The sequence below is a fragment of the Streptomyces sp. NPDC001851 genome (assembly GCF_040297165.1).
Lineage (GTDB): Bacteria > Actinomycetota > Actinomycetes > Streptomycetales > Streptomycetaceae > Streptomyces.
In genome coordinates this window covers 146,494-166,627 of sequence record NZ_JBEOYR010000002.1, presented here as the reverse complement: position 1 = coordinate 166,627, position 20,134 = coordinate 146,494, and the positions used below count along the sequence as shown (strand labels likewise).

Here is a 20,134-nt window from a genome sequence, read left to right as displayed (position 1 = left end):
GGGTTGCCCGAGCGGCCTAAGGGCACGGTCGTGAAAACCGCTCCCGCAGCTTGTACTTGAGAACCTTCCGCAGCGTGTCGTTCCGCGGCAGCGCCTCCACCACCTCCACCCGCTCCGGCAGCTTGTGCACCGACAGGCCCGCCGAGTGCAGGTAGGAGACGACCGTCGGCAAGGTCAACTCGGCGGCGCCCGGCGGCTGTTCCACCACCGCGCAGACCAGTTCCCCCCGGTCGGCGTCCGGCAGGCCGATCACCGCCACGTCCGCCACGGCCGGATGCGCGGCCAGCAGGTCCTCGATCTCCCTGGCCGAGATGTTCTCGCCCTTGCGGATGATCACGTCCTTCAGGCGGCCGGTGAGGACCAGATGGCCCGAGTCCGTGACGTGGCCCAGGTCGCCGGTGCGCAGGAAGCCGTCGGAGTCGAAGGCGGCGGCCGTCTGGGCGGGGTCCAGATAGCCCTGGCAGACGGCCTCGCCGCGCAGGCGGATCTCGCCGTCGACGATCCGGATCTCCATGCCGGCCGGCGGGCGGCCCTCGGTCGTCGCCAGGTTCTCGGCGCTGTCCTCCGGATCTCCCATGGTGATCATCGGGACCTCGGTCATGCCGTAGCCGTGGGTGAGCTGGACGCCCATGTCGCGGACCACCGAGTGGTAGATCTCGGGCGGCTTCGGTGCGCCGCCGCCCGCGAGCAGGCGCAGGGACGGGATCAGCTTCTCGCCCGGCTGTCTGCGCTGCTCGGCGAGGAGCAGGGAGTAGAAGGCCGTGGAGCCGCCGGCCACCGTGACCCCGTGCCGCCGGTACTCCGTCAGCGCCTCCGGCAGGGCGAAGTGCTCGAACATCACCGCCGGGAAGCCGTAGAGCAGGAGCATCACCAGGTAGTCGGGGCCGCCTATGTGGGCGTACGGGAAGGCGATCGAGCCCACGTCGGCCGCCGTGGGCCGCAGCGCATGCGCCAGGCAGGAGCCGCCCGCGATCAGGGAGCGGTCGGTGTGCAGTACGCCCTTGGGGTCGGAGGTGGTGCCCGAGGTCCAGTGGATCCAGCGGACGGAGGTGCCCTCGGGGGGAGGAGGGGGGAGCTTCGACGGGTTGCCCTGCGGGAGGTCGTCGTACGCCTCGAAGATCCCCTTCGCGCCGAGCCGGCGCGCCATCTCCGTGTGGTCGTGGCCCCGCCACACGCCCGGGACCGCGAAGAACTCCGCCTTCGACTCCCGCAGCGCGAAGCCGACCTCCCGGTCCCGGTAGAAGGGGATGACGGGGGACTGCACGGCGCCCAGGCGGGTCAGGGCGAAGGACAGCAGGGCGGTCTCGATGCGGGTGGGCAGCTGCCAGGCCACCACCGTGCCGGGGCGCACGCCCATGCCGTACAGGCCGGCCGCCACCCGCTCGGCCCCCGCGCGCAGCTCGCCGAAGGTGAGGGCGCGGTCCTCCTGGAGCAGCACCGGGCGGTCGGGGGTGAGGGCGGCGCGGCGGACGACCAGGTCCCACAGCGTGCGGGCGGAGCCCAGGGAGTGCGGGGTGTCGTTCATGTCTGCCCCCTGACCGGCTTGGCTGACGTGGCGTCAGGTGGCATGGTATCTGACGGGTCATCAGATAAGTACCGTCCGGCGGAGGGGAACCATGGCCACCGAACTGCCCCGCATCATCAGCGTCGACGACCACGTGATCGAGCCCGCGCACCTCTTCGCGACCTGGCTGCCGCAGAGGTACCGGGACCGCGGACCGAAGCCCCTCACCGCCGGCATCGGCGAACTCGCCTACACCGGTGGCAAGTACCGGATCACCATGGACCCGGACGGTCCGCCGACCGACTGGTGGATCTACGAGGACCTGAAGTTCCCGTACAAGCGCAACATCGCCGCCGTCGGCTTCGACCGGGATGAGATGACCCTGGAGGGCATCACCCGGGAACAGATGCGGCGCGGGTGCTGGGACCCGAAGGCCCGCCTCGCGGACATGGACCTCAACCACGTCGAGGCCAGCCTCTGCTTCCCGACCTTCCCCCGGTTCTGCGGACAGACCTTCGCCGAGGCGCACGACAAGGAGGTCGCCCTCGCCTGCGTGCGCGCCTACAACGACTGGATGGTGGAGGAGTGGTGCGGGGACAGCGGGGGGCGGCTGATCCCGCTGTGTCTCGTTCCGCTGTGGGACGTGGAGCTCGCCGTCGCCGAGATCCGGCGCAACGCCGCGCGCGGGGTGCGGGCGGTGACCTTCTCCGAGATCCCCACCCACCTCGGGCTGCCGTCCATCCACTCCGGCTACTGGGACCCGTTCTTCGCGGTCTGCCAGGAGACGGGCACGGTCGTCAACATGCACATCGGCAGCAGCTCGCAGATGCCCGCCGCGTCGCCGGACGCCCCGCCCGCCGTCCAGGCCTCGCTCAGCTTCAACAACGCGATGGCCTCGATGACGGACTACCTCTTCAGCGGGGTCCTGGTGAGGTTCCCGTCGCTCACACTCGCCTACTCCGAAGGGCAGATGGGCTGGATCCCGTACGCCCTGGAACGCGCCGACGACGTGTGGGAGGAGCACCGCGCCTGGGGCGGGGTCAGGGACCTGATCCCGGAGCCGCCGTCGACGTACTACTACCGGCAGATCTTCTGCTGCTTCTTCCGCGACAAGCACGGCGTCGCCTCGCTGGACGTGGTCGGCCGGGACAACGCCACCTTCGAGACCGACTACCCGCACGTCGACTCGACCTTCCCGCACACCAAGGAGGTCGCCCTCGACCATGTGAAGGGCCTGGACGAGGAGACGGTCTACAAGCTGATGCGGGGCAACGCCATCCGCATGCTGGACCTGGACTTCGACAAGTAATGGACCTGTCGTACACGCCGGAGGAGGAGGAGTTCCGGGCCCGGCTGAGGGAGTGGCTCGCCAAGGTGCTGCCCGCCCTCCCCGCCAAGCCGTCCCCCGGCGACTGGCCCGCGCGCAGGGCGTACGACCTCGGCTGGCAGCGGATGCTGTACGACGCCGGGTACGCCCACGTCCACTGGGACGCCTCGCCGACCACCCGGCTGATCTTCCTGGAGGAGACGGAGAAGACGGGCGCGCCCTATGTGGGCGCGAACTTCGTCGGACTGCTGCACGCCGGCCCGACCATCGCCGCCGAGGGCACGGACGAACAGCGGGCGCGCTGGCTGCCGCCGATCCTGCGCGGCGAGGAGGTGTGGTGCCAGGGGTTCAGCGAACCGGGCGCCGGCTCCGACCTCGCCGCGCTGCGCACGCGCGCGTGGCGTGACGGCGACGACTACGTGGTCACCGGGTCCAAGATCTGGACCTCCCACGCCGAGGTCGCCGACTGGTGCGAACTGCTGGTCCGCACCGACCCCGAGGCGCCGAGGCACAAGGGCATCACCTGGCTCGCGATGCCCATGGACGCGCCGGGCGTCACCGTACGGCCGCTGCGCACGCTCGCCGGGTCGGCGGAGTTCGCCGAGGTGTTCCTGGACGAGGTCCGGGTTCCTGCGGCGGGCAGGGTGGGCGCGGAGAACGACGGCTGGCGCGTGACCATGGTGACCCTGTCCTTCGAGCGCGGCACGGCCTTCGTCGGCGAGGTCGTCGCCTGCCGCCGGGTGCTGCGCGAACTGGCCCGGACCGCACGGGGGAACGGCCGCTGGAACGACCCCGTGCTGCGCCGCCGGCTCGGCCGGCTGGAGGCGGAGTTCCGGGCGCTGTGGCGGCTGACCCAGTGGAACGTGAGCGAGGCGGAGGCGAACGGCGGGGTGCCGGGCGCCGGCGGCTCGGTCTTCAAGCTCCGCTACTCCCACGCCCGTCAGGAGCTGTACGACACCGCAGCCGACGTGCTCGGCCCGGACGGCCTCGACCTGGACCACCCCTGGGTCCTGGACCGCCTGTCGTCCCTGTCGTACACGATCGCCGCCGGCACCTCGCAGATCCAGCGCAACATCGTGGCGGAACGGATCCTCGGCCTGCCGAAGGGGAGATGAGCGTGCGTTTCCAACTGAGCGACGACCAGCGCGCGTTGCGGGCCGGTATGCGGGAGTTGCTCGACCGGCGGTTCGGGCGGGAGGCGTTGCGTGCGGCCGTCGACGCGCCGGGGCGGCTCGACCGGCGGCTGTGGCGGACGCTCGGGGACGCGGGGTTCTTCGCCCTGCGGCTGCCCGAGGCGGACGGCGGGGCCGGGCTGGGCCTGCCGGAGGCGGTCCTCGCCTTCGAGGAGGCGGGCCGCGCCCTCCTGCCCGGCCCCCTCGTGCCCACCCACCTGGCGGCCGGCACCGTCCCGGGCGCGGCCACCGGCGAGACGGTCGTGACCGCCGTGGACGGGGGAGTGGTGGAGTGGCTGGAGGCGGCGGACGTCGTCCTCGGGGACCCCGAGGGTGCCGTCCCCCTGCGCTCGGTGGACCCGCTCACGCCACTGCACCGCGCGGCTGCGGGCGGTGGTGCGGCGGGGGCGGCCGGCCTTCTCACCGCCGCCGAGCAACTGGGAACCGCCGTGCGCGTGACCGAGCTCGCCGTCCAACACGCCCGTACCCGCGAGCAGTTCGGCCGCCCCATCGGCTCCTTCCAGGCGGTGAAGCACCTGTGTGCCGACCTCCTGGTGCGAGCCGAGACCGCCCGTGCCGCGGTCTACGCCGCCGCCGTCACCGCCGACCCCGCGGACATCGCCGCCGCCCGTCTGCTCGCCGACGAGGCGGCCGTACGCGGTGCCCGCGACTGCCTCCAGGTGTACGGCGGCATGGGGTTCACCTGGGAGGCGGATGTCCATCTGCATCTGAAACGGGCCTGGGTGCGCGCGCGTCGTGGCGGCGGGAGCACGGAGAGTGAGGAGTTCCTCGCCGCCGGCCTGGCGGTCTGACGGGTCGGCGGCGCTCTGGGCTGCAGCGGCGGCAAAGCCTTGGCCCAGGATGTCGCGGATCGTGGCACGCCGGTGTCACGGAGCGTCGATATCGGGTTGTGTCCTTCGCGGGACTCGACACGGCCCGGAGTCGGGCGTCCGCTCCGGTACCTTGTGTGGGATGCGAGTGGCTGTGAGCACGAGCCGGGCCGGCGATGCCCTTGGGGCGGTGCCGGGTCGCGCGGTGCGCGCCGCTGCTCGCGGGGCGGTTGTGGCTTCGGTCGCCGCCTGTTCGACTCCCCGGAGCGAGCGTCGCACAGTATGCCTCGCGCGTACTCCTTCGCGCGGGAATATGCCCGAAGCGCTTGTTGGGGTGACTGTACGTCAACCATGCTGTCGCGTAAGGGAATCACGTTCCGTGACCCTTGCTCTGGCCGTTGTCCTGGCCATGCAGAAAATGGCTACGATCGTGGCCCTCGCGATCGTCGCCGCGGCATCCGCCGTGGCGGCCGGTCGGCGCGGGTTCATGTGTCCGCCGGTTCGGATGGTGTGAGCGGTGCAGGTGCTTCAAGTGCAGCTGGAGATCCGGCCCGACCCCACGGAGGTGGGACGGGCCCGGAGATGGGCCCGCTCCCGGCTCGCGGGGCTGGGCATAGCGGCCGACGAGCCACTGGCCGAGACCCTGATCCTGCTGGTCTCCGAGCTGGTGACCAACGCCGTGGTGCACACCGGGCACGCGGCCGTGCTGCGGCTCTCGCTGCCCGTCGCGACGGCCGGGACCGCGGATCCCGTCGTCGCCGTGGACGCCGCCGCGGCGGACGCGGCCGGGGCGACCGATGCCGCCGTGGTCACCGGTGCCGGGACGGCGGACGCCGTCGAGCCGCCCGCGGGGGCCACGGTGCGCGTCGAGGTGGCCGACCGTTCCTCCCGCGCCCCCGTGCCGCGCTGCGCCGGCAGTGACGCGACCGGCGGCCGTGGCCTGGCCCTCGTGGACTGCCTGGCCGATCGCTGGGGCTGGAGCCCGGAGGGCCCCGGCAAGAGCATCTGGTGCGAACTGGACCGCTGTGCGCAGCCCGGCCAGAGCGCAGGGGTGGCGTACGGGGGCGGAGTGTCCGCGTACGAGGGTCTCGCCTACGAGGCGGTGTAGCACCCGGCGCGGTGGTGCGCCGGGGGTGCATCCGTGCGCGGGTGCCGCGAACAGGGCGTATGCAACAAATCCCCGTACCGGCGTTGACGACCCGTGACCGGCTGATCACGCTGGTGGGCGACGATTCGCCGCGAGGGGACGGCGAGGGCTTGGGTGACGGCGGCCCTCGCCGAGTGTGGGTCGCACCGGTGGGCGGCGCGTACGCGTGACCGTGGGGGGAGGCGCGCCGCCGGCCGGTCCAGCGGGGCCACGGGTTTCTCAGAGAACGGCCACGGGTGCCACCGGCGTTCCCGTCGCGCCGACGAACGGCTCGGGCATCGCCGACAGCAGGAACGCGTACCGCCCCGCTTCTCCACAGGCTGTGGACAACTCTTCGAGATTCCAGTTCTGGCCCTGGAGCATCCCCATCTCCACCAGATCCAGGGCGTGCACCGGCAGCCAGAGATTCTCCGACTCGGGCGGAAATATCTCAAAAGTGAGCGTGTCGTTCGCGACCGCCGCCACATCGCGCGCGTGGAACCACTCCGGCGTACGCAGCGACAGCCCCGGTGACGGATGGCCGTACCCGTGCCGGTCCCCGGCCAGATACAGCTGCACCTGCCCGGTACGGACGAGCACGATGTCCCCCGCCCGGACGCGCACCCCGCCGAACTCCTCCGCCGCCTCCAGGTCCTCCGGCGTGACCGCGTGCCCCCCCTCCAGCCGCGCCACGCCCCGCGCGCGTGCCACGTCCAGCAGCACCCCGCGCGAGACGATGTGCCGCGCCTTGTCGATCCCGCCGAACTCGGCACCGCCGTGCGCGGTGACCGTGTGTGCCGGGCGGCCGTTGTAGAGCTTCCCCGAGTGCGAGACATGGCTGAGGGCGTCCCAGTGGGTGCCCGCCTGCAGCCCCATGGTCACCGCGTCGTCGCTGCACGCCACCGTGCCCGGCCCGAACAGCTCCTGGTTGATCTGCACCATCGTGTGCAGTGGGTTGACGCGGCCCGGGATCGCGCCGGTCTGCACACCGTCCTGCCGGAGCGGGAGGGCGAGGGGGACGCGCCGGCCGGTGCGGACGCCGGCGGCGGCCTGCCGCACCACCTCGTCCGTGATCAGGTTCAGGGTTCCGATCTCGTCGTCGGCTCCCCAGCGCCCCCAGTTGTTCACGCGCTCGGCGATCTCGTGGAACTCGGCGGGCAGCGACATCGGGCCCTCCCCGGGGCTTGTCTCCGACTGTCTGACGGGTCATAAAATCTAACGGTCCGTCAGAAACAGCGGGAAGGGGCCGGGCGTGGGGAACTTCTTGGCAGGCAAGGCCGTCGCCGTGACGGGCGCCGGACGCGGGATCGGCCGGGCGGTGGCGCTGGCGGCCGCCGCCGAGGGGGCGAAGGTCGTCGTCAACGACTACGGCGTCTCCGTGGACGGGGCCTCGCCCACGAGCGAGGTCGCCGAAGCGGTCGTCAAGGAGATCGAGGCGGCGGGCGGCGAGGCGGTCGCGGTCGCCGACGACATCTCCACGATGGCGGGCGGGCAGCGGGTGGTGGACGTCGCGTTGTCGGCGTACGGCCGGCTGGACGGGGTCGTGTGCGTGGCCGGGATCCTGCGCGAACGCATGCTGTTCAACATGACCGAGGAGGAGTGGGACCCCGTCGTCGCCACTCATCTGAAGGGGACCTTCACGGTGTTCCGGGCGGCGTCCGCGGTGATGCGGAAGCAGCGTTCCGGCACGCTGATCGGCTTCACCAGCGGCAACCACCAGGGGTCGGTGTCCCAGGCCAACTACAGCGCGGCGAAGGGCGGGATCATCTCGCTCGTGCGGAGCGCGGCCCTCGGTCTGCACAAGTACGGGGTGACCGCGAACGCGGTGGCGCCGGTGGCTCGTACGCGCATGTCCGCGAACGTTCCCATGGAGCTGACCGAGATCGGCGAGCCGGAGGACGTGGCCGCGCTGGTGGTGTACCTGCTCTCCGACGGGGCTGCCGCGCAGGGCGTCACCGGGCAGGTGTACACCATCGCGGGGCCGAAGATCGCGGTGTGGGCACAGCCGCGTGAACTCCGTTCGGTGTACGGGGAGGGGGCCTGGACGCCGGAGCGGATCGCTGAGCTTCTGCCGGGATCGGTGGGGGTGGATCCGATGCCGATGCTGTCCCGGCTCCCGGCGATGGAATCGGCGGCGCGCAGTGGTACCCGGCCGAACGCCCACTAGCCCGGGGGCCCTCAACCAAGGCGGATTTCCATGGATTTCGGGTTCAGCCAAGAGGACGAGACGTTTCGTGCGGAGGCTCGCGACTGGCTCGCCGCCCACGCCGGCCCCTCGACGGACCGCCGCACGTGGGAACGCACCCTCGGCAAGGCGGGATGGATCGGGCTCGGCTGGCCGGAGGCGGGATACGGCAACCGGACCGCCACCCTCACCCAGCAGGTCGTGTGGGCCGAGGAGTACGCCCGTTCCCCCGCACCGCCCCGCTCCGGGCACATCGGTGAGAACCTGCTCGCCCCCACCCTCGTCTCGTACGGCACCGACGAGCAGAAGTCCCGCTTCCTGCCGCCCATCGCGGCCGGTGAGCAGCTGTGGTGCCAGGGCTACAGCGAGCCCGGCGCCGGGTCGGACCTGGCCGGGGTGCGGACGGCAGCGGTCCGTGAGGGCGACCGCTACCGGATCAGCGGGCAGAAGATCTGGACCTCGCTCGCCCGCGAGGCCGACTGGTGCTTCGTGCTGGCCCGCACCGACCCGGAGTCCAGCCGCCACCACGGCCTGAGCTTTCTGCTCGTCCCCATGGACCAGCCCGGCCGCATCGAGGTCCGCCCCATCCGGCAGATGACCGGCACCAGCGACTTCAACGAGGTCTTCTTCGACGGGGCGTACGCGCGCGTGGAGCACGTCGTCGGGGGAGAGGGGCACGGGTGGGCGGTGGCCATGGGCCTGCTCGGCTTCGAGCGGGGCGTCGCCACGCTCGCCCAGCAGATCGGGTTCGCGGAGGAGCTGGCCGCCGTCGTCCGCGCGGCGGTGGAGAGCGGGGCGGTCCACGACCCCGTCGTACGGGCCCGGCTCGTACGGCAGTGGGCCGAGCTGCGGACCATGCACCGGCACGCCCTGCGCACCCTCGGCGGTGCGGCCGGTCCCGGCGCGCCCAGCGTCGCCAAACTGCTGTGGGGCGGCTGGCACCAGCGGCTGGGCGAGCTCGCCGTACAGGTGCGCGGGGCGCGGGCCGCCGTCGGCCCCGCCGACTGGTCACCCACGACACCGTACGAACTCGACCCCGGCCAGCACCTGTTCCTCTTCTCCCGGGCCGACACGATCTACGGCGGCTCGGACCAGGTCCAGCGCACGATCATCGCCGAGCGCGTGCTCGGCCTGCCCAGGGAGCCCAAGGGGGCCGTGTGATGCGTGGAGTGGTGTTCGACGGCAAGCAGGTGCAGGTGGTCGACGATCTCGCGGTGCGGGAGCCGGGAGCCGGTGAGGTGCTGGTGGCGGTCGCGGCGGCCGGGCTGTGCCACAGTGACCTGTCCGTGGTGGACGGCACCATCCCCTTCCCGGTGCCGGTGGTGCTGGGCCATGAGGGCGCGGGGGTCGTGGAAGCGGTCGGTGTGGGCGTCACCCATGTCGCGCCCGGCGACCATGTGGCGCTGTCCACGCTCGCCAACTGCGGCACCTGCCCGGAGTGCGACCGCGGCCGGCCGACGATGTGCCGGCAGGCGATCGGGCGCTCGGGGAGGCCGTTCACGCGGGGCACGACGCTCCTCCACCAGTTCGCCGCCAACTCGGCGTTCGCCGAGCGCACGGTCGTCAAGGCCGTACAGGCGGTACGGATACCGAAGGACATCCCCCTTCCGTCCGCCGCGCTGATCGGGTGCGGGGTGCTCACGGGCGTGGGCGCGGTGCTGAACCGGGCCCGGGTGGAGCACGGGGACAGCGTCGTCGTCATCGGCACCGGCGGCATCGGGCTGAACGTGCTGCAGGGCGCGCGGCTCGCGGGAGCGCTCAGGATCGTCGCCGTGGACGCCGACCCGGCCAAGGAGGAGATGGCCCGGCGGTTCGGCGCCACCGACTTCCTGACCTCGGCGGACGGCGTCCGGGACCTCCTGCCCACGGGCGCCGACCACGCCTTCGAGTGCGTCGGCCGGGTGGAGCTGGTCCGGCAGGCGATCGACCTCCTCGACCGGCACGGGCAGGCGATCCTGCTGGGGGTGCCCCCGGCGACGGCCGAGGCGTCCTTCCTCGTCTCCTCCCTCTACCTGGACAAGTCGGTCCTCGGCTGCCGCTACGGCTCCTCGCGCCCGCAGCGGGACATCGCCCGCTACGCCGAGCTGTACCGCCAGGGCCGCCTGCTGCTGGACGAGTTGGTGACGGCCGCCTACCCGGTGGAGGACTTCGCCAAGGCCCGCGCGGACGCGGAGGCCGGACGGGTGGCCCGCGCGGTGCTCACGTTCTGACGCCGGTCCGGAACGTCCGGCGATAGGCGGTCGGTGTCACCCCGAGCGACTGCTGCAGGTGCTGGCGCATCGACTGGGCCGTGCCGAAGCCCGCCTCGCGGGCCACCTGGTCGATGGACAGGTCGGTGGTCTCCAGCAGGTGCCGGGCCCGTTCGACGCGCTGCTGGGTGAGCCACTGCCCGGGGCTGATCCCGGCCTCCTCACGGAACCGGCGGGTGAAGGTGCGGACCGACATGGCCTCCTGCTCGGCCATGTCCCGCAGCTGGATCGGCTCGTGCAGCCGGCCCAGCGCCCAGGCGCGGGCGGCCGTGGTCGTGGCCAGCTGCGGGTCGGGCACCGGGCGCTCGATGTACTGGGCCTGGCCGCCGTCGCGGTGCGGCGGCACGACCGTGAGCCGGGCGACCTCGTTGGCGACCGCCGCACCGAAGTCGCGGCGCACCATGTGCAGGCACAGGTCGATCCCGGCGGCGACCCCGGCCGAGGTGAGCACGTCACCGTCGTCGATGTACAGCACGTCCGCGTCCAACTCGGCCTTCGGGAACATCCGCTGGAAGCGCTCGGCGTGGGCCCAGTGCGTGGTCGCCGGGCGGCCGTCGAGGAGCCCGGCGGCGGCGAGGACGAAGGCGCCGGTGCAGATGGAGGCGAGCCGGGTACCGGGGCGGATCCGGGCGAGGGCAGCGGCCAGGTCGCCGGTGAGCCGGCCCTCCTCGAAGACCGGGCCCAGCGCGTACGACGCCGGGACGATCACCGTGTCGGCCTCGGCGAGCGCCTCCGGGCCGTGGGCGACGTGGATGGCGAAGTCGGCGTCCGTCTCGACCGGGCCGGGCGGCCGTACCGAGCAGGTCACCACCTCGTACAGGTGCCGGCCCCGCTTGTCCTTCGGACGGCCGAAGATGCGGTGCGGGATGCCCAGTTCGAAGGGCAGCAGGCCGTCGAGGGCGAGCACCGCGACCCGGTGCGGACGGAACTCCTCGGAACCACTCATGGCCCGATCCTAGCGAATGCTGTCTTCCGGGCCACTCGATGTGTCCGCGGGGAGAAAGGACGCTGGATGACGTGACTCAGACAAGCCCCGCCGCAGCCCCCGTCCACGCCCCGCCCGTCCGGCAGCGCCGTGTGCACCGCGCCTGGTTCGTCGCCGCCGTCACCTTCGTCACGATCATCGGCGCGGCGGCGTTCCGTTCCCTGCCCGGCCTGCTCATCGACCCGCTGCACGAGCAGTTCGGCTGGTCGCGCGGCACGATCGGCGCGGCCGTCTCCCTCAACCTCGCGCTCTACGGCCTCACCGCACCCTTCGCCGCCGCGCTGATGGACCGTTTCGGCATCCGCCGGGTGGTCGCGGTGGCCCTGACCGTGATCGCACTCGGCTCGGGTCTCACCGTGTGGATGACGGCGGCCTGGCAGCTGTGGCTGTGCTGGGGCCTGCTGGTCGGTCTCGGCAGCGGCTCGATGGCCCTGGCCTTCGCCGCCACGGTCACCAACCGCTGGTTCACCGAGCGGCGCGGCCTGGTCAGCGGCATCCTCACCGCCGCGTCCGCCTCCGGCCAGCTGATCTTCCTGCCGCTGCTGTCCTGGCTGACCGAGCACCACGGCTGGCGCCCGGCTGCCGTGACGGTCTCGCTGGCCGCCCTGGCCGTCGTCCCGTTCGTCTGGCTGCTGCTCCGCGACCACCCGGCCGACGTGGGCATGGCCCCGTACGGCGCGCGGGAGTTCGTACCGAAGCCGCCACCGGTCACGGGCGCCGCCCGCCGCACCCTGAAGGTCCTCTCGTCGTCCGTCCGCACCGGCACCTTCTGGCTGCTGGCCGGCACCTTCGCGATCTGCGGCGCCTCCACCAACGGCCTGATCCAGACCCACTTCGTGCCCGCCGAGCACGACCACGGCATGCCCGTCACGACGGCGGCCTCGCTGCTCGCGGTCGTCGGCGTGTTCGACGTGGTCGGCACGATCGCCTCCGGCTGGTTCACCGACCGCTTCGAGCCGCGCCGCCTGCTGGCGGTGTACTACGCCCTGCGCGGTCTCTCCCTGCTGTTCCTGCCGATGCTGCTGGGCCCGTCCGTCCGCCCTCCGATGCTCTTCTTCATCGTCTTCTACGGCCTGGACTGGGTGGCCACCGTCCCGCCGACCCTCGCCCTGTGCCGGGAGCAGTACGGCGAGGACAGCGCCATCGTCTTCGGCTGGGTGCTCGCCTCCCACCAGATCGGCGCGGCCCTCGTCGCCTACCTCGGCGGCCTCGCCCGGGACGTCTTCGGCTCCTACGACGTCGTCTGGTACGCCTCCGGCACGCTGTGCGCGGCGGCGGCCCTGATGTCCCTGGTGATCCGCCGCCGCCCGGCCGGGCTGGTCCCCGCGATATCCTGAACGGAAGCTTGCAGAAAGGGAAGTTGATGACACTCGGCATGGTCCTCGGCGACGCGTTCCTCGTGCCCGCCCACGCAGGAACCACCTCCCGAGGAGCATGCCGTGTCCGTGCCCTTGGTCCGCTGGACCGAGAACGCCCCCCTGTCCGCCCGCTGGCACTCTGAGAGCGGCTTCCCGCCGCCCCGCCGGCTGATCGTCGCCGACGACCGCGTCCGCGCCGCCACCGCCCACCGTCTGATGGCCGAGGGCACCGCCCTGCTCTGGCGGGGCGACTACCACGGCGCCCACCGGCTGCTGACCGCGCTGTCCCGCCGTATCGACCGCAAGGCACCGCAACCGGCCCCCTCGCCGGCCGAGACCTTCCACCGTGGGCGCCGCTTCCGGGCCCACCGGGCCCGGCTGCTGGGCCGCCTCCTGGTCCTCCTCGAACCGGACCACAGCCTCGCCCTGCGCCGCGCCCCCGACGTCCGCCGCGCCTGCACCGGCGCCTACGGCCCCCCGACCGGCCCGGCCCTCGTCCCGCTCCGGGAACTCCTGGGCGTCCTCGGCGCCCACCAGTGGCGCGAGAAGGGCGTCCCCGTACCGGCCCTGGGCGACGCCCGCATCCACCCGCACTACGGCGTGTTCGCTCCGGTGCGGGGCGAGTACGTCGACCTGGTGGCGGAGGCCGCGCTGCCCGCGGCCGGTACGGGCCTCGGGCACGACACCGCGTCCGACTCCACCACCGGCCCGCACGCGCCGTCCGCTGCCGGCGTGGCACCCGACTCCGGCACCGGCCGGGGTGCGCCGCCCGCAGGCCGTACCGGTCCGGGGTGCGATACCGCCTTCGACCTCGGCACCGGCACCGGCGTGCTGGCCGCCGTGCTCGCCCGGCGCGGAGTGCGCCGCGTCATCGCGACGGACCTCAGCCCCCGGGCCCGCGCCTGCGCCCAGGACAATCTCGCGCGCCTCGGCCTCGCGGACCGCGTCACGGTCACCGGTCCGGAGTTGTACCCGCCCGGCCGGGCCGCGCTGGTCGTCTGCAACCCGCCCTGGCTCCCCGGCCGCCCCGCCTCCACCCTCGACCAGGGCATGTACGACCCCGGCGGCACCATGCTGCACGCCTTCCTCACGGGCCTGCCCGCGCACCTGGAACCCGGCGGCGAGGGCTGGCTGATCCTGTCCGACCTGGCCGAACACCTGGGCCTGCGCACCCGCGCCGAGCTGCTGGGAGGGATCGAGAAGGCGGGCCTGAGGGTGCTGTCCCGCACGGACACCCGCCCCCGCCACCGGCGCGCGACCGACCCGGACGATCCCCTGCACGCGGCCCGCGCCGCCGAGGTGACGTCGCTGTGGCGGCTGGCGCCCAGGTGAGTCCTAGAGGCCGGGGCCGAGCCGGGCGAACCGCCCCCGGTGGAAGAGCAGCGGGTCGCTCGGCTCCTCCGGGGCGCCGAGGGCGTTCACCCGGCCCACGACGATCAGGTGGTCGCCCCCGGTGTGCACGGCGTGGACGGTGCAGTCGACCCAGGCGGCGGCACCGGTCAGGCGCGGGGAGCCGGAGACGGGCGCCGCGTCGTACGCCACCCCGGCGAACTTGTCCGCGCCGCTCACCGCGAAGGCCCGGCACAGCTCGTCCTGGCCGGCACCGAGGACGTTGACGCAGAAGACGCCCGCGCGGGCGATGCGCGGCCAGGTGGTGGACGTACGGCCGACCATGAAGCAGACCAGTGGCGGTTCGAGGGAGAGGGAGGCGAAGGACTGGCAGGCGAAGCCGGCGGGGGGCCCCGAGGGGTCCGCCGCCGGTGCCGTGATCACGGTCACGCCGCTCGCGAAGCTCCCCAGCACCCGGCGGAACTCGCCCGGATCCACCGGCGCCCGCTCGTCCTCCCGCACGCACCGCAACTCCGGGCGTGGCAACGGCTCCACGGGCCCCGGACCCAGATAGCGGACGGCGGCCGCCGCCGCCCCTGCGTGTCCCATCACGCCTTCCATTGAAGCTGACGGTACGTCAGATGGGAAGTCCGGTGAAGGGCTCCGTGCGGGCACTTCATAGGGTGCGGTCATGGGGTGGGAGAAAGTACGCGAGGGGCTCCGGGTGATTCGGCCCCTGATGAGCGACCTGGCCGCCGCGATTCCGCTGAACGCGGCACAGCTGCCGGCGGCCGGGCTGCTGTGGGGGATCTGGACGGCCAGCAAGGACCAGTACGACACCACTTATGGCGGCGCGTGGGGGATCCTCTGCCTGCTGGTCTTCTCGCCGCTCCTGCTGCCGCCGCTGGGCCTGCTCGTCTCCGCCGTACTGACGCTGCCCGCGAGCGTGGTCGCCCGGCTGCTGGTGCGATGGTCCGGCGGGCCGGAGTGGGCCTGCCGTACGGTCGCGGCGGCGGCCACCGCCGTCGGCTGGGGTGCGGTGGCAGCGGCTCTCCTGCGCTGGCCGTTCGTCACCACGGCCTCGGTCCTGACCGCCCTCGGCCTGCTGCCCGCGCTCGGCATCACCTACGTCCGCACGCGCTCCTGGTCGGTGTGGGGCCTGTGGTGGCGCTCGGCACTTGCCTGTGCCGGCCTGCTCGCCCTGACGCTCGGTGGCGGGCTCGCGGTTTCTGCGACCGGCCTCGTCCCGCAGTACGAGCCGCCCGAACTGACCCCCGCGCAGCTCAGCGGAGTCTGGCACGGTGTGAACGGCGCCAAGCTGCGTCTCGTGCCCGGCGGTCGTGCCGAGGCCCGCAGTCTGCCCAGCGAGCCCACGGACAAGGACTGGGCGGCCCACGACTACGTGATCTGCGCGGGCTCCGGCACCTGGAAGTCCGACACCGACCCGGACGGCAGCAACCGCCCCGGCATCCTCCTGCACCTCGACACCGACTGCGGCCTGGACACCCACTGGTGGGTCGGCGGCACCGAGGGCGCACCCCAGCTGTTCGCCGTCCTGGGCGACCCCGACGGCGGCACCCTGCGCACCCTCGACCGCGCCGGGGACTGACCCTCACCGCCCCCGGAACTCCGCCCCCCGCCGCTCCCTGAACGCCCGCAGGCCCTCCTGGGCGTCCTCGGTCGTCATGTTGATCTCCTGGGCCCAGGCCTCCGCCGCGAAGGCGGTGGCGCGGTCCGATTCCAGGGAGGTGTTCACCAGGTGCTTGGTCAGGGCCAGGGCACGGGTGGGGGCGGAGGCCAGGCGGGTCGCCCAGTCGCGGGTCGTCTTCGCCAGGTCGGCGTCGGGGACGACCCGGTTGACCAGGCCCAGGCGTGCCGCGTCCGGTGCCGGGAGCGTGTCGCCGAAGAACATCAGCTCCTTCGCCCGCTGGGGGCCCAGCAGGCGGGGGAGCAGGTAGGCGCCGCCGGCGTCCGGTACGAGACCGCGGCGTACGAACACCTCGATGAAGCGGGCCGACTCGGCGGCCAGGACCAGGTCGCAGGCGAACGCCAGGTGCGCGCCGAGGCCCGCCGCCGTGCCGTTCACGGCAGCCAGTACCGGCTTCTCGCAGTCCAGTACCGCTGCGATCAGGCGTTGCGCGCCCTGGCGCAGGAGGCGGGCCACGTCGCCCGGGAGCCGGTCGCCACCGGCTCCGCCCCGCAGGTCCGCGCCCGCGCAGAAGCCGCGGCCCGCGCCGGTGAGGACCACCGCCCGGACGTCCGGGTCGGCCGAGGCCTCCGTGAGCAGGTCGATCAGCCGGTCGCGGAGGGCCGGGGTGAGGGCGTTCAGGGCGTCCGGGCGGTTCAGCGTCACATACGAGACCTGGTCGCGGACCTCGTGCTCGATCCCGCTCACCGGCACACCACCAGCGCGTCCAGCGCCACCGCGCCCTGCCCGCGGGGCAGCACCATCAGCGGGTTGATGTCCAACTCGGAGACCTGATCACCGAGTTCGAGCGCCATGCGCTGCACCCGCAGGACCACCTCCACCAGCGCCTCGCGGTCGGCCGGCGGGCGGCCCCGGACGCCGTCCAGCAGGGCCCGGCCGCGCAGTTCGGTGAGCATGGCGCGGGCCTGGTCCTCGCCGAACGGCGGAACGCGTACGGCGGCGTCGTGCAGGACCTCCACCAGGACGCCGCCCAGGCCCACCGTCACCGTCGGGCCGAAGAGGTCGTCATGCGTCATCCCCACGACCATCTCCACGCCCTGCTCCACCATCTGGCACACCAGGATCCCGTCCAGCGGGACCCCCTCGTAGCGGGCGATGTCGGTCAGCTCGCGGTAGGCGTCCCGGACCTGGCTGGCGGACGTCAACCCGACCTTCACCAGGCCCAGTTCCGTCTTGTGGGCGATCTGGGCGCCGGACGCCTTCATCACCACCGGGTAGCCGACCTGGGCCGCGGCGCGTACGGCCGCCGCCGCGCTGGTCACCAGCTGCTCGCGCGGCACCCGGATGCCGTAGGCGCGCAGCAGTTGTTTGGCCGCGTGCTCGCTCAGCTGCCGGCCCGGGTGCATCAGCGCCTCCGCCTTGCGGTACGACGGCGAGAGGGTGCGCGGGGCCTCGTCGAAGGGGGAGCGGTAGTCGCTCACGAAGGCGTGGTGGTCCAGCCAGGCGCGGACCGCCCGCAGGCAGTTGCCCACCGTGCGGAAGGTCGCCACCCGGGAGGAGCCGAGCAGCACCTCGCGGTACGCCGCCTCCGTGCCGACCGGCGAGCCCCACACCACGCACACCAGCTTGTCCGTCTCCTCCGCCGCCTCGACCAGGTCCGTCACGAGCTTGTCGCTCAGCGGCGGGAAGGGGCCGGTGACCGGGCAGATCAGCGCTCCGATCGACGGGTCGGCGAGGAGCGCGTCGATGATCTTCCGGCCGCGGTGGTCGCCGACCGGGTGCCCGCCGTTGTCCACCGGGTTGGCCACGCTCAGGTACTCCGGTATCCACTGGTGCAGCTCGGCCTGCCGCTCCCGCGACAGCCGCGGCAACCGCAGCCCCAGCCCGGCGGCGAGGTCGGCGACGTGCGCGCCGGTGCCGCCGGAGATGGAGTACACCGCGACCCCGTCCGCCAGCGGGGCCCGGGCCCGCGCCAACAGGGCGGCGGTGTCCTGGAGTTCGTCGAGGCCGTCGACCCGCACGACCCCGAACTGGCGCATCGCCGCGTCCACCACGTCGTCGGCGCCCGTGAGCTTGCCGGTGTGCGAGGCGGCCGTACGCGCGCCGGTCTCGGTGCGGCCGACCTTCACCGCGACCACCGGTACCCCGCGGCGGGCGGCGCGGTCGGCGGCCAGCAGGAAGGCACGGCCGTCCTTCAGGCCCTCCAGATAACAGGCGATGGCGCCGACCTCGGGCTGCTCCGCGAACCAGGAGAGGAAGTCGGCGGTCTCCAGGTCGGCCTCGTTGCCGGTGGGCGCCCAGTGGGAGAGGCGGATGCCCAGCTCCTGCAGGGCGAAGACGGGGCGGCCCTGGTGGCCGGACTGGGTGATCAGCGCGATGGCGGGCCCGTCGAGGTCGTCCCGGAAGTGCTCGAAGGCGTTCAGGTTGGTGTTGGGGCCGAGCAGCCGCAGGCCCGAGCGGCGTACGGCGTCCGCGAGCCGCTGCTGCGCCTCGGCGCCCGCCTCGCCGGTCTCGGCGAATCCGGAGGCGAAGGCGACCGCGAACCCGACCTTCGTCTCCGCCAGTTCCTCGATCACCGGCAGCGGGTCGGCCACCAGCAGGACGGCGAGGTCGACCTGTGGGGGCAGCTCGGCGACGGAGGCGGCGCAGGGGATGCCGAAGACGGACGGGCGGGTCGGATGCACCGGGTGCACCCGGGCGCCGACGCGCTCCGCCCACGCCAGCAACTGCCGGGTGATCCCGGTGTTCGGCCGTCCTTCCGTGTCCGAGGCGCCGATCACGGCCACCGAGCCGGGCCGGAAGAAACGGGCGAGGTCGGGTACGTCCGCGTACAGCGGGCGCCCGCTGACGTCGAGGTCACAGGCCCGGTCGTGGACGGCGGGGCCGGGCCGCTGCTCGCCGCAGGCGATGACCCGGGCCCGGCGGGAGCCGGTGGTGAGGGTGCCGTGGGTTGATCCAAGCATCGGTCCGCCCCGCTCCTGTGAGACAGCAAAGTAAACTGACGCTCTGTCAGATTACAAAGGCGACGCTCCGTCAGGAACGGGTCGGACCCGCAAAGTTACCGCCGGGTGCGCAGCTGCCCGGCCACCGCCTTCGCGATCTTCCCGGCGTCGAGCGCCATCTCCCGGAACATGCCGCTGATCGGATTGGTGAACCCGGTGAAGTACAGGCCGGGCGCCTGCGCGGGCGTACGGCCGCCGTGCGCCACCGGCTTCCCCCGCCCGTCCAGCACCCCGAGATGCCCCACCAGATCCTCCAGTGCCCGGGTGTACCCGGTTGCCGCGATCACGGCGTCCGGCTCGATGCGGCTGCCGTCGGCGAGGGCGACCTTCCCGGGATTCCCGCCCTCGAAGGACTCGACGGCGGCCACGATCTCCACCTTCCCCTTGCGCACGGCGTCGATCAGGCCGACGTCCTGGACCGGGATGGCGCCCTGCCTGACCCTGCTGTACAGGCCGGTGTCCGGGCGGGGCAGGCCATGGGCGGACAGGTCCGGCACGCCCACCTTCGCCTGCAGTCGGCACAGCTGGTCCACGAGTCCCACCGGCAGCCGCCGTACCAGCACGCCCGAGTACTGCGCGGGCCAGCCGAGGGTCGAGCGGCGCACGATGTGCGGGACGGTGCGGACCGCCAGCCGCACCCGCGCCGCGCCGCCCTCCACCAGGTCCACGGCGATCTCGGCGCCGGTGTTGCCGGCGCCGACGACCAGGACGTCCCGGCCGGCGTACGGCTCGGCGTTGCGGTAGGCGCCGGCGTGCAGGAACTCCCCGCCGTACGCCGTCAGGCCCGGCCAGTCGGGGATGCGCGGGGTGTGGTTGTAGCCGGTGGCGACGACCACCGCGCTGCCGGTCAGCTCGCGGCCGCCGGAGGCGTGCAGCAGCCAGCCGGTGCCGTCCGCGGTCCGTTCGACGCGGAACACCTCCACCCCGGTGACGATCTCCAGCTCGTGGTGCTCGGTGTACTTCTCCAGGTAGCGCACCACGTTGTCGCGGGACACCCAGCGCCCGAACTTCCGGGGGATCTTGAGGCCCGGCAGGGCGGACAGCCGCCGTGTGGTGTGCAGGTGCAGGCGGTCGTAGTGGCCGCGCCAGGAGGCACCCACCCGGTCGGCCTTCTCCAGGACCACCGCCCGTATGCCCCGGGCCCGCAGCGCGTGGGCGGCGGCCAGGCCGCCCGGACCGGCACCTATGACATAGACCGGGCGGTCGGCGGGGGTTGCGGAGAGCGGTACGGAAACGGAACGGGAGTCGGCCATGCTCGGAGCGTAATCACCCACTTGGTTGATGGGTCTCGGTCAAGACCGGAATTGGTTGCGGATTGATCACGGCTGTAGGAGAAGTGGGTGGGGCCGGTGACGTAGGACACCTGGTTGTGGCCGTACGGCGATCGGCCCCGCCGTACAGCTGGGCTTCACCCGGTAC

General features: G+C 73.0%; 17 protein-coding genes. 10 read left to right on the top strand and 7 right to left on the bottom strand.

All coding sequences use genetic code 11. The features are described 5' to 3' along the window. Positions 1–16 precede the first annotated feature (16 nt). The gene (locus ABT171_RS03745) at positions 17–1,525 is read right to left on the bottom strand and encodes a class I adenylate-forming enzyme family protein (RefSeq protein WP_351239430.1); all 1,509 of its coding nucleotides are present in this window, start codon (positions 1,523–1,525) and stop codon (positions 17–19) included. A 91-nt stretch (positions 1,526–1,616) separates the two neighbouring features. Between ABT171_RS03745 and ABT171_RS03740 the strand changes: the two genes are divergently transcribed. From ABT171_RS03740 to ABT171_RS03725, 4 genes are all read left to right on the top strand, one after another. Next, entirely contained in the window at positions 1,617–2,813 is a 1,197-nt protein-coding gene (locus tag ABT171_RS03740; RefSeq protein WP_351239428.1) for an amidohydrolase family protein, read from the top strand. Continuing rightward, positions 2,813–3,946, top strand: coding sequence for an acyl-CoA dehydrogenase (locus ABT171_RS03735; RefSeq protein ID WP_351239426.1), 1,134 nt, complete (start codon positions 2,813–2,815; stop codon positions 3,944–3,946). Before ABT171_RS03740 ends, ABT171_RS03735 begins: the two co-directional genes overlap by 1 nt. Before the next feature lie 2 nt (positions 3,947–3,948). Then, complete coding sequence (locus ABT171_RS03730) at positions 3,949–4,815, top strand: acyl-CoA dehydrogenase family protein (RefSeq protein WP_351239424.1); 867 nt, start codon at positions 3,949–3,951, stop codon at positions 4,813–4,815. Between the two features lie 550 nt (positions 4,816–5,365). Next, on the top strand, positions 5,366–5,941 hold the full coding sequence (locus ABT171_RS03725) for an ATP-binding protein (protein ID WP_351239912.1): 576 nt from the start codon (positions 5,366–5,368) through the stop codon (positions 5,939–5,941). 258 nt (positions 5,942–6,199) lie between these two features. Here the strand turns inward: ABT171_RS03725 and ABT171_RS03720 are convergent, their stop codons facing one another. Further along, positions 6,200–7,126: a cyclase family protein gene (locus ABT171_RS03720; protein ID WP_351239422.1), complete on the bottom strand. Its 927-nt coding sequence runs from the start codon at positions 7,124–7,126 to the stop codon at positions 6,200–6,202. A gap of 85 nt (positions 7,127–7,211) precedes the next feature. Between ABT171_RS03720 and ABT171_RS03715 the strand changes: the two genes are divergently transcribed. The 3 genes from ABT171_RS03715 to ABT171_RS03705 are packed head-to-tail and all read left to right on the top strand — an operon-like array spanning position 7,212 to position 10,354. Then, the gene (locus ABT171_RS03715) at positions 7,212–8,126 is read left to right on the top strand and encodes an SDR family NAD(P)-dependent oxidoreductase (RefSeq protein WP_351239420.1); all 915 of its coding nucleotides are present in this window, start codon (positions 7,212–7,214) and stop codon (positions 8,124–8,126) included. Between the two features lie 30 nt (positions 8,127–8,156). Next, positions 8,157–9,305: an acyl-CoA dehydrogenase family protein gene (locus ABT171_RS03710; protein WP_351239418.1), complete on the top strand. Its 1,149-nt coding sequence runs from the start codon at positions 8,157–8,159 to the stop codon at positions 9,303–9,305. Beyond that, complete coding sequence (locus tag ABT171_RS03705; protein ID WP_351239416.1) at positions 9,305–10,354, top strand: Zn-dependent alcohol dehydrogenase; 1,050 nt, start codon at positions 9,305–9,307, stop codon at positions 10,352–10,354. The genes ABT171_RS03710 and ABT171_RS03705 overlap by 1 nt, the downstream gene beginning before the upstream one ends. On the opposite strand, the gene ABT171_RS03700 is transcribed toward ABT171_RS03705, so the two are convergent. Next, positions 10,344–11,339 (bottom strand): GlxA family transcriptional regulator, encoded by a 996-nt coding sequence (locus ABT171_RS03700; protein WP_351239414.1) that lies wholly within the window; start codon positions 11,337–11,339, stop codon positions 10,344–10,346. The genes ABT171_RS03705 and ABT171_RS03700 overlap by 11 nt on opposite strands. A 71-nt stretch (positions 11,340–11,410) precedes the next feature. Between ABT171_RS03700 and ABT171_RS03695 the strand changes: the two genes are divergently transcribed. Beyond that, positions 11,411–12,715 (top strand): MFS transporter, encoded by a 1,305-nt coding sequence (locus ABT171_RS03695; RefSeq protein WP_351239412.1) that lies wholly within the window; start codon positions 11,411–11,413, stop codon positions 12,713–12,715. A gap of 108 nt (positions 12,716–12,823) precedes the next feature. Beyond that, complete coding sequence (locus ABT171_RS03690) at positions 12,824–14,068, top strand: methyltransferase (protein ID WP_351239910.1); 1,245 nt, start codon at positions 12,824–12,826, stop codon at positions 14,066–14,068. Between the two features lie 3 nt (positions 14,069–14,071). Here ABT171_RS03690 and ABT171_RS03685 read toward each other — a convergent pair whose 3' ends face one another. Beyond that, the gene (locus tag ABT171_RS03685; protein ID WP_351239410.1) at positions 14,072–14,674 is read right to left on the bottom strand and encodes a flavin reductase family protein; all 603 of its coding nucleotides are present in this window, start codon (positions 14,672–14,674) and stop codon (positions 14,072–14,074) included. Between the two features lie 82 nt (positions 14,675–14,756). Here ABT171_RS03685 and ABT171_RS03680 point away from each other — a divergent pair, with 82 nt between their 5' ends. After that, positions 14,757–15,674 carry a hypothetical protein gene (locus tag ABT171_RS03680; RefSeq protein ID WP_351239408.1) on the top strand — a complete coding sequence of 306 codons (918 nt, stop codon included), beginning with the start codon at positions 14,757–14,759 and terminating at the stop codon, positions 15,672–15,674. A 3-nt stretch (positions 15,675–15,677) separates the two neighbouring features. Here ABT171_RS03680 and ABT171_RS03675 read toward each other — a convergent pair whose 3' ends face one another. From ABT171_RS03675 to ABT171_RS03665, 3 genes are all read right to left on the bottom strand, one after another. After that, positions 15,678–16,466, bottom strand: coding sequence for an enoyl-CoA hydratase/isomerase family protein (locus ABT171_RS03675; RefSeq protein ID WP_351239406.1), 789 nt, complete (start codon positions 16,464–16,466; stop codon positions 15,678–15,680). After that, the gene (locus ABT171_RS03670) at positions 16,457–18,676 is read right to left on the bottom strand and encodes an acetate--CoA ligase family protein (protein ID WP_351239404.1); all 2,220 of its coding nucleotides are present in this window, start codon (positions 18,674–18,676) and stop codon (positions 16,457–16,459) included. Before ABT171_RS03670 ends, ABT171_RS03675 begins: the two co-directional genes overlap by 10 nt. 95 nt (positions 18,677–18,771) lie before the next feature. Beyond that, positions 18,772–19,968, bottom strand: a complete 1,197-nt coding sequence (locus tag ABT171_RS03665) for a flavin-containing monooxygenase (RefSeq protein ID WP_351239402.1) — start codon at positions 19,966–19,968, stop codon at positions 18,772–18,774. Between the last annotated feature and the right edge of the window lie 166 nt (positions 19,969–20,134).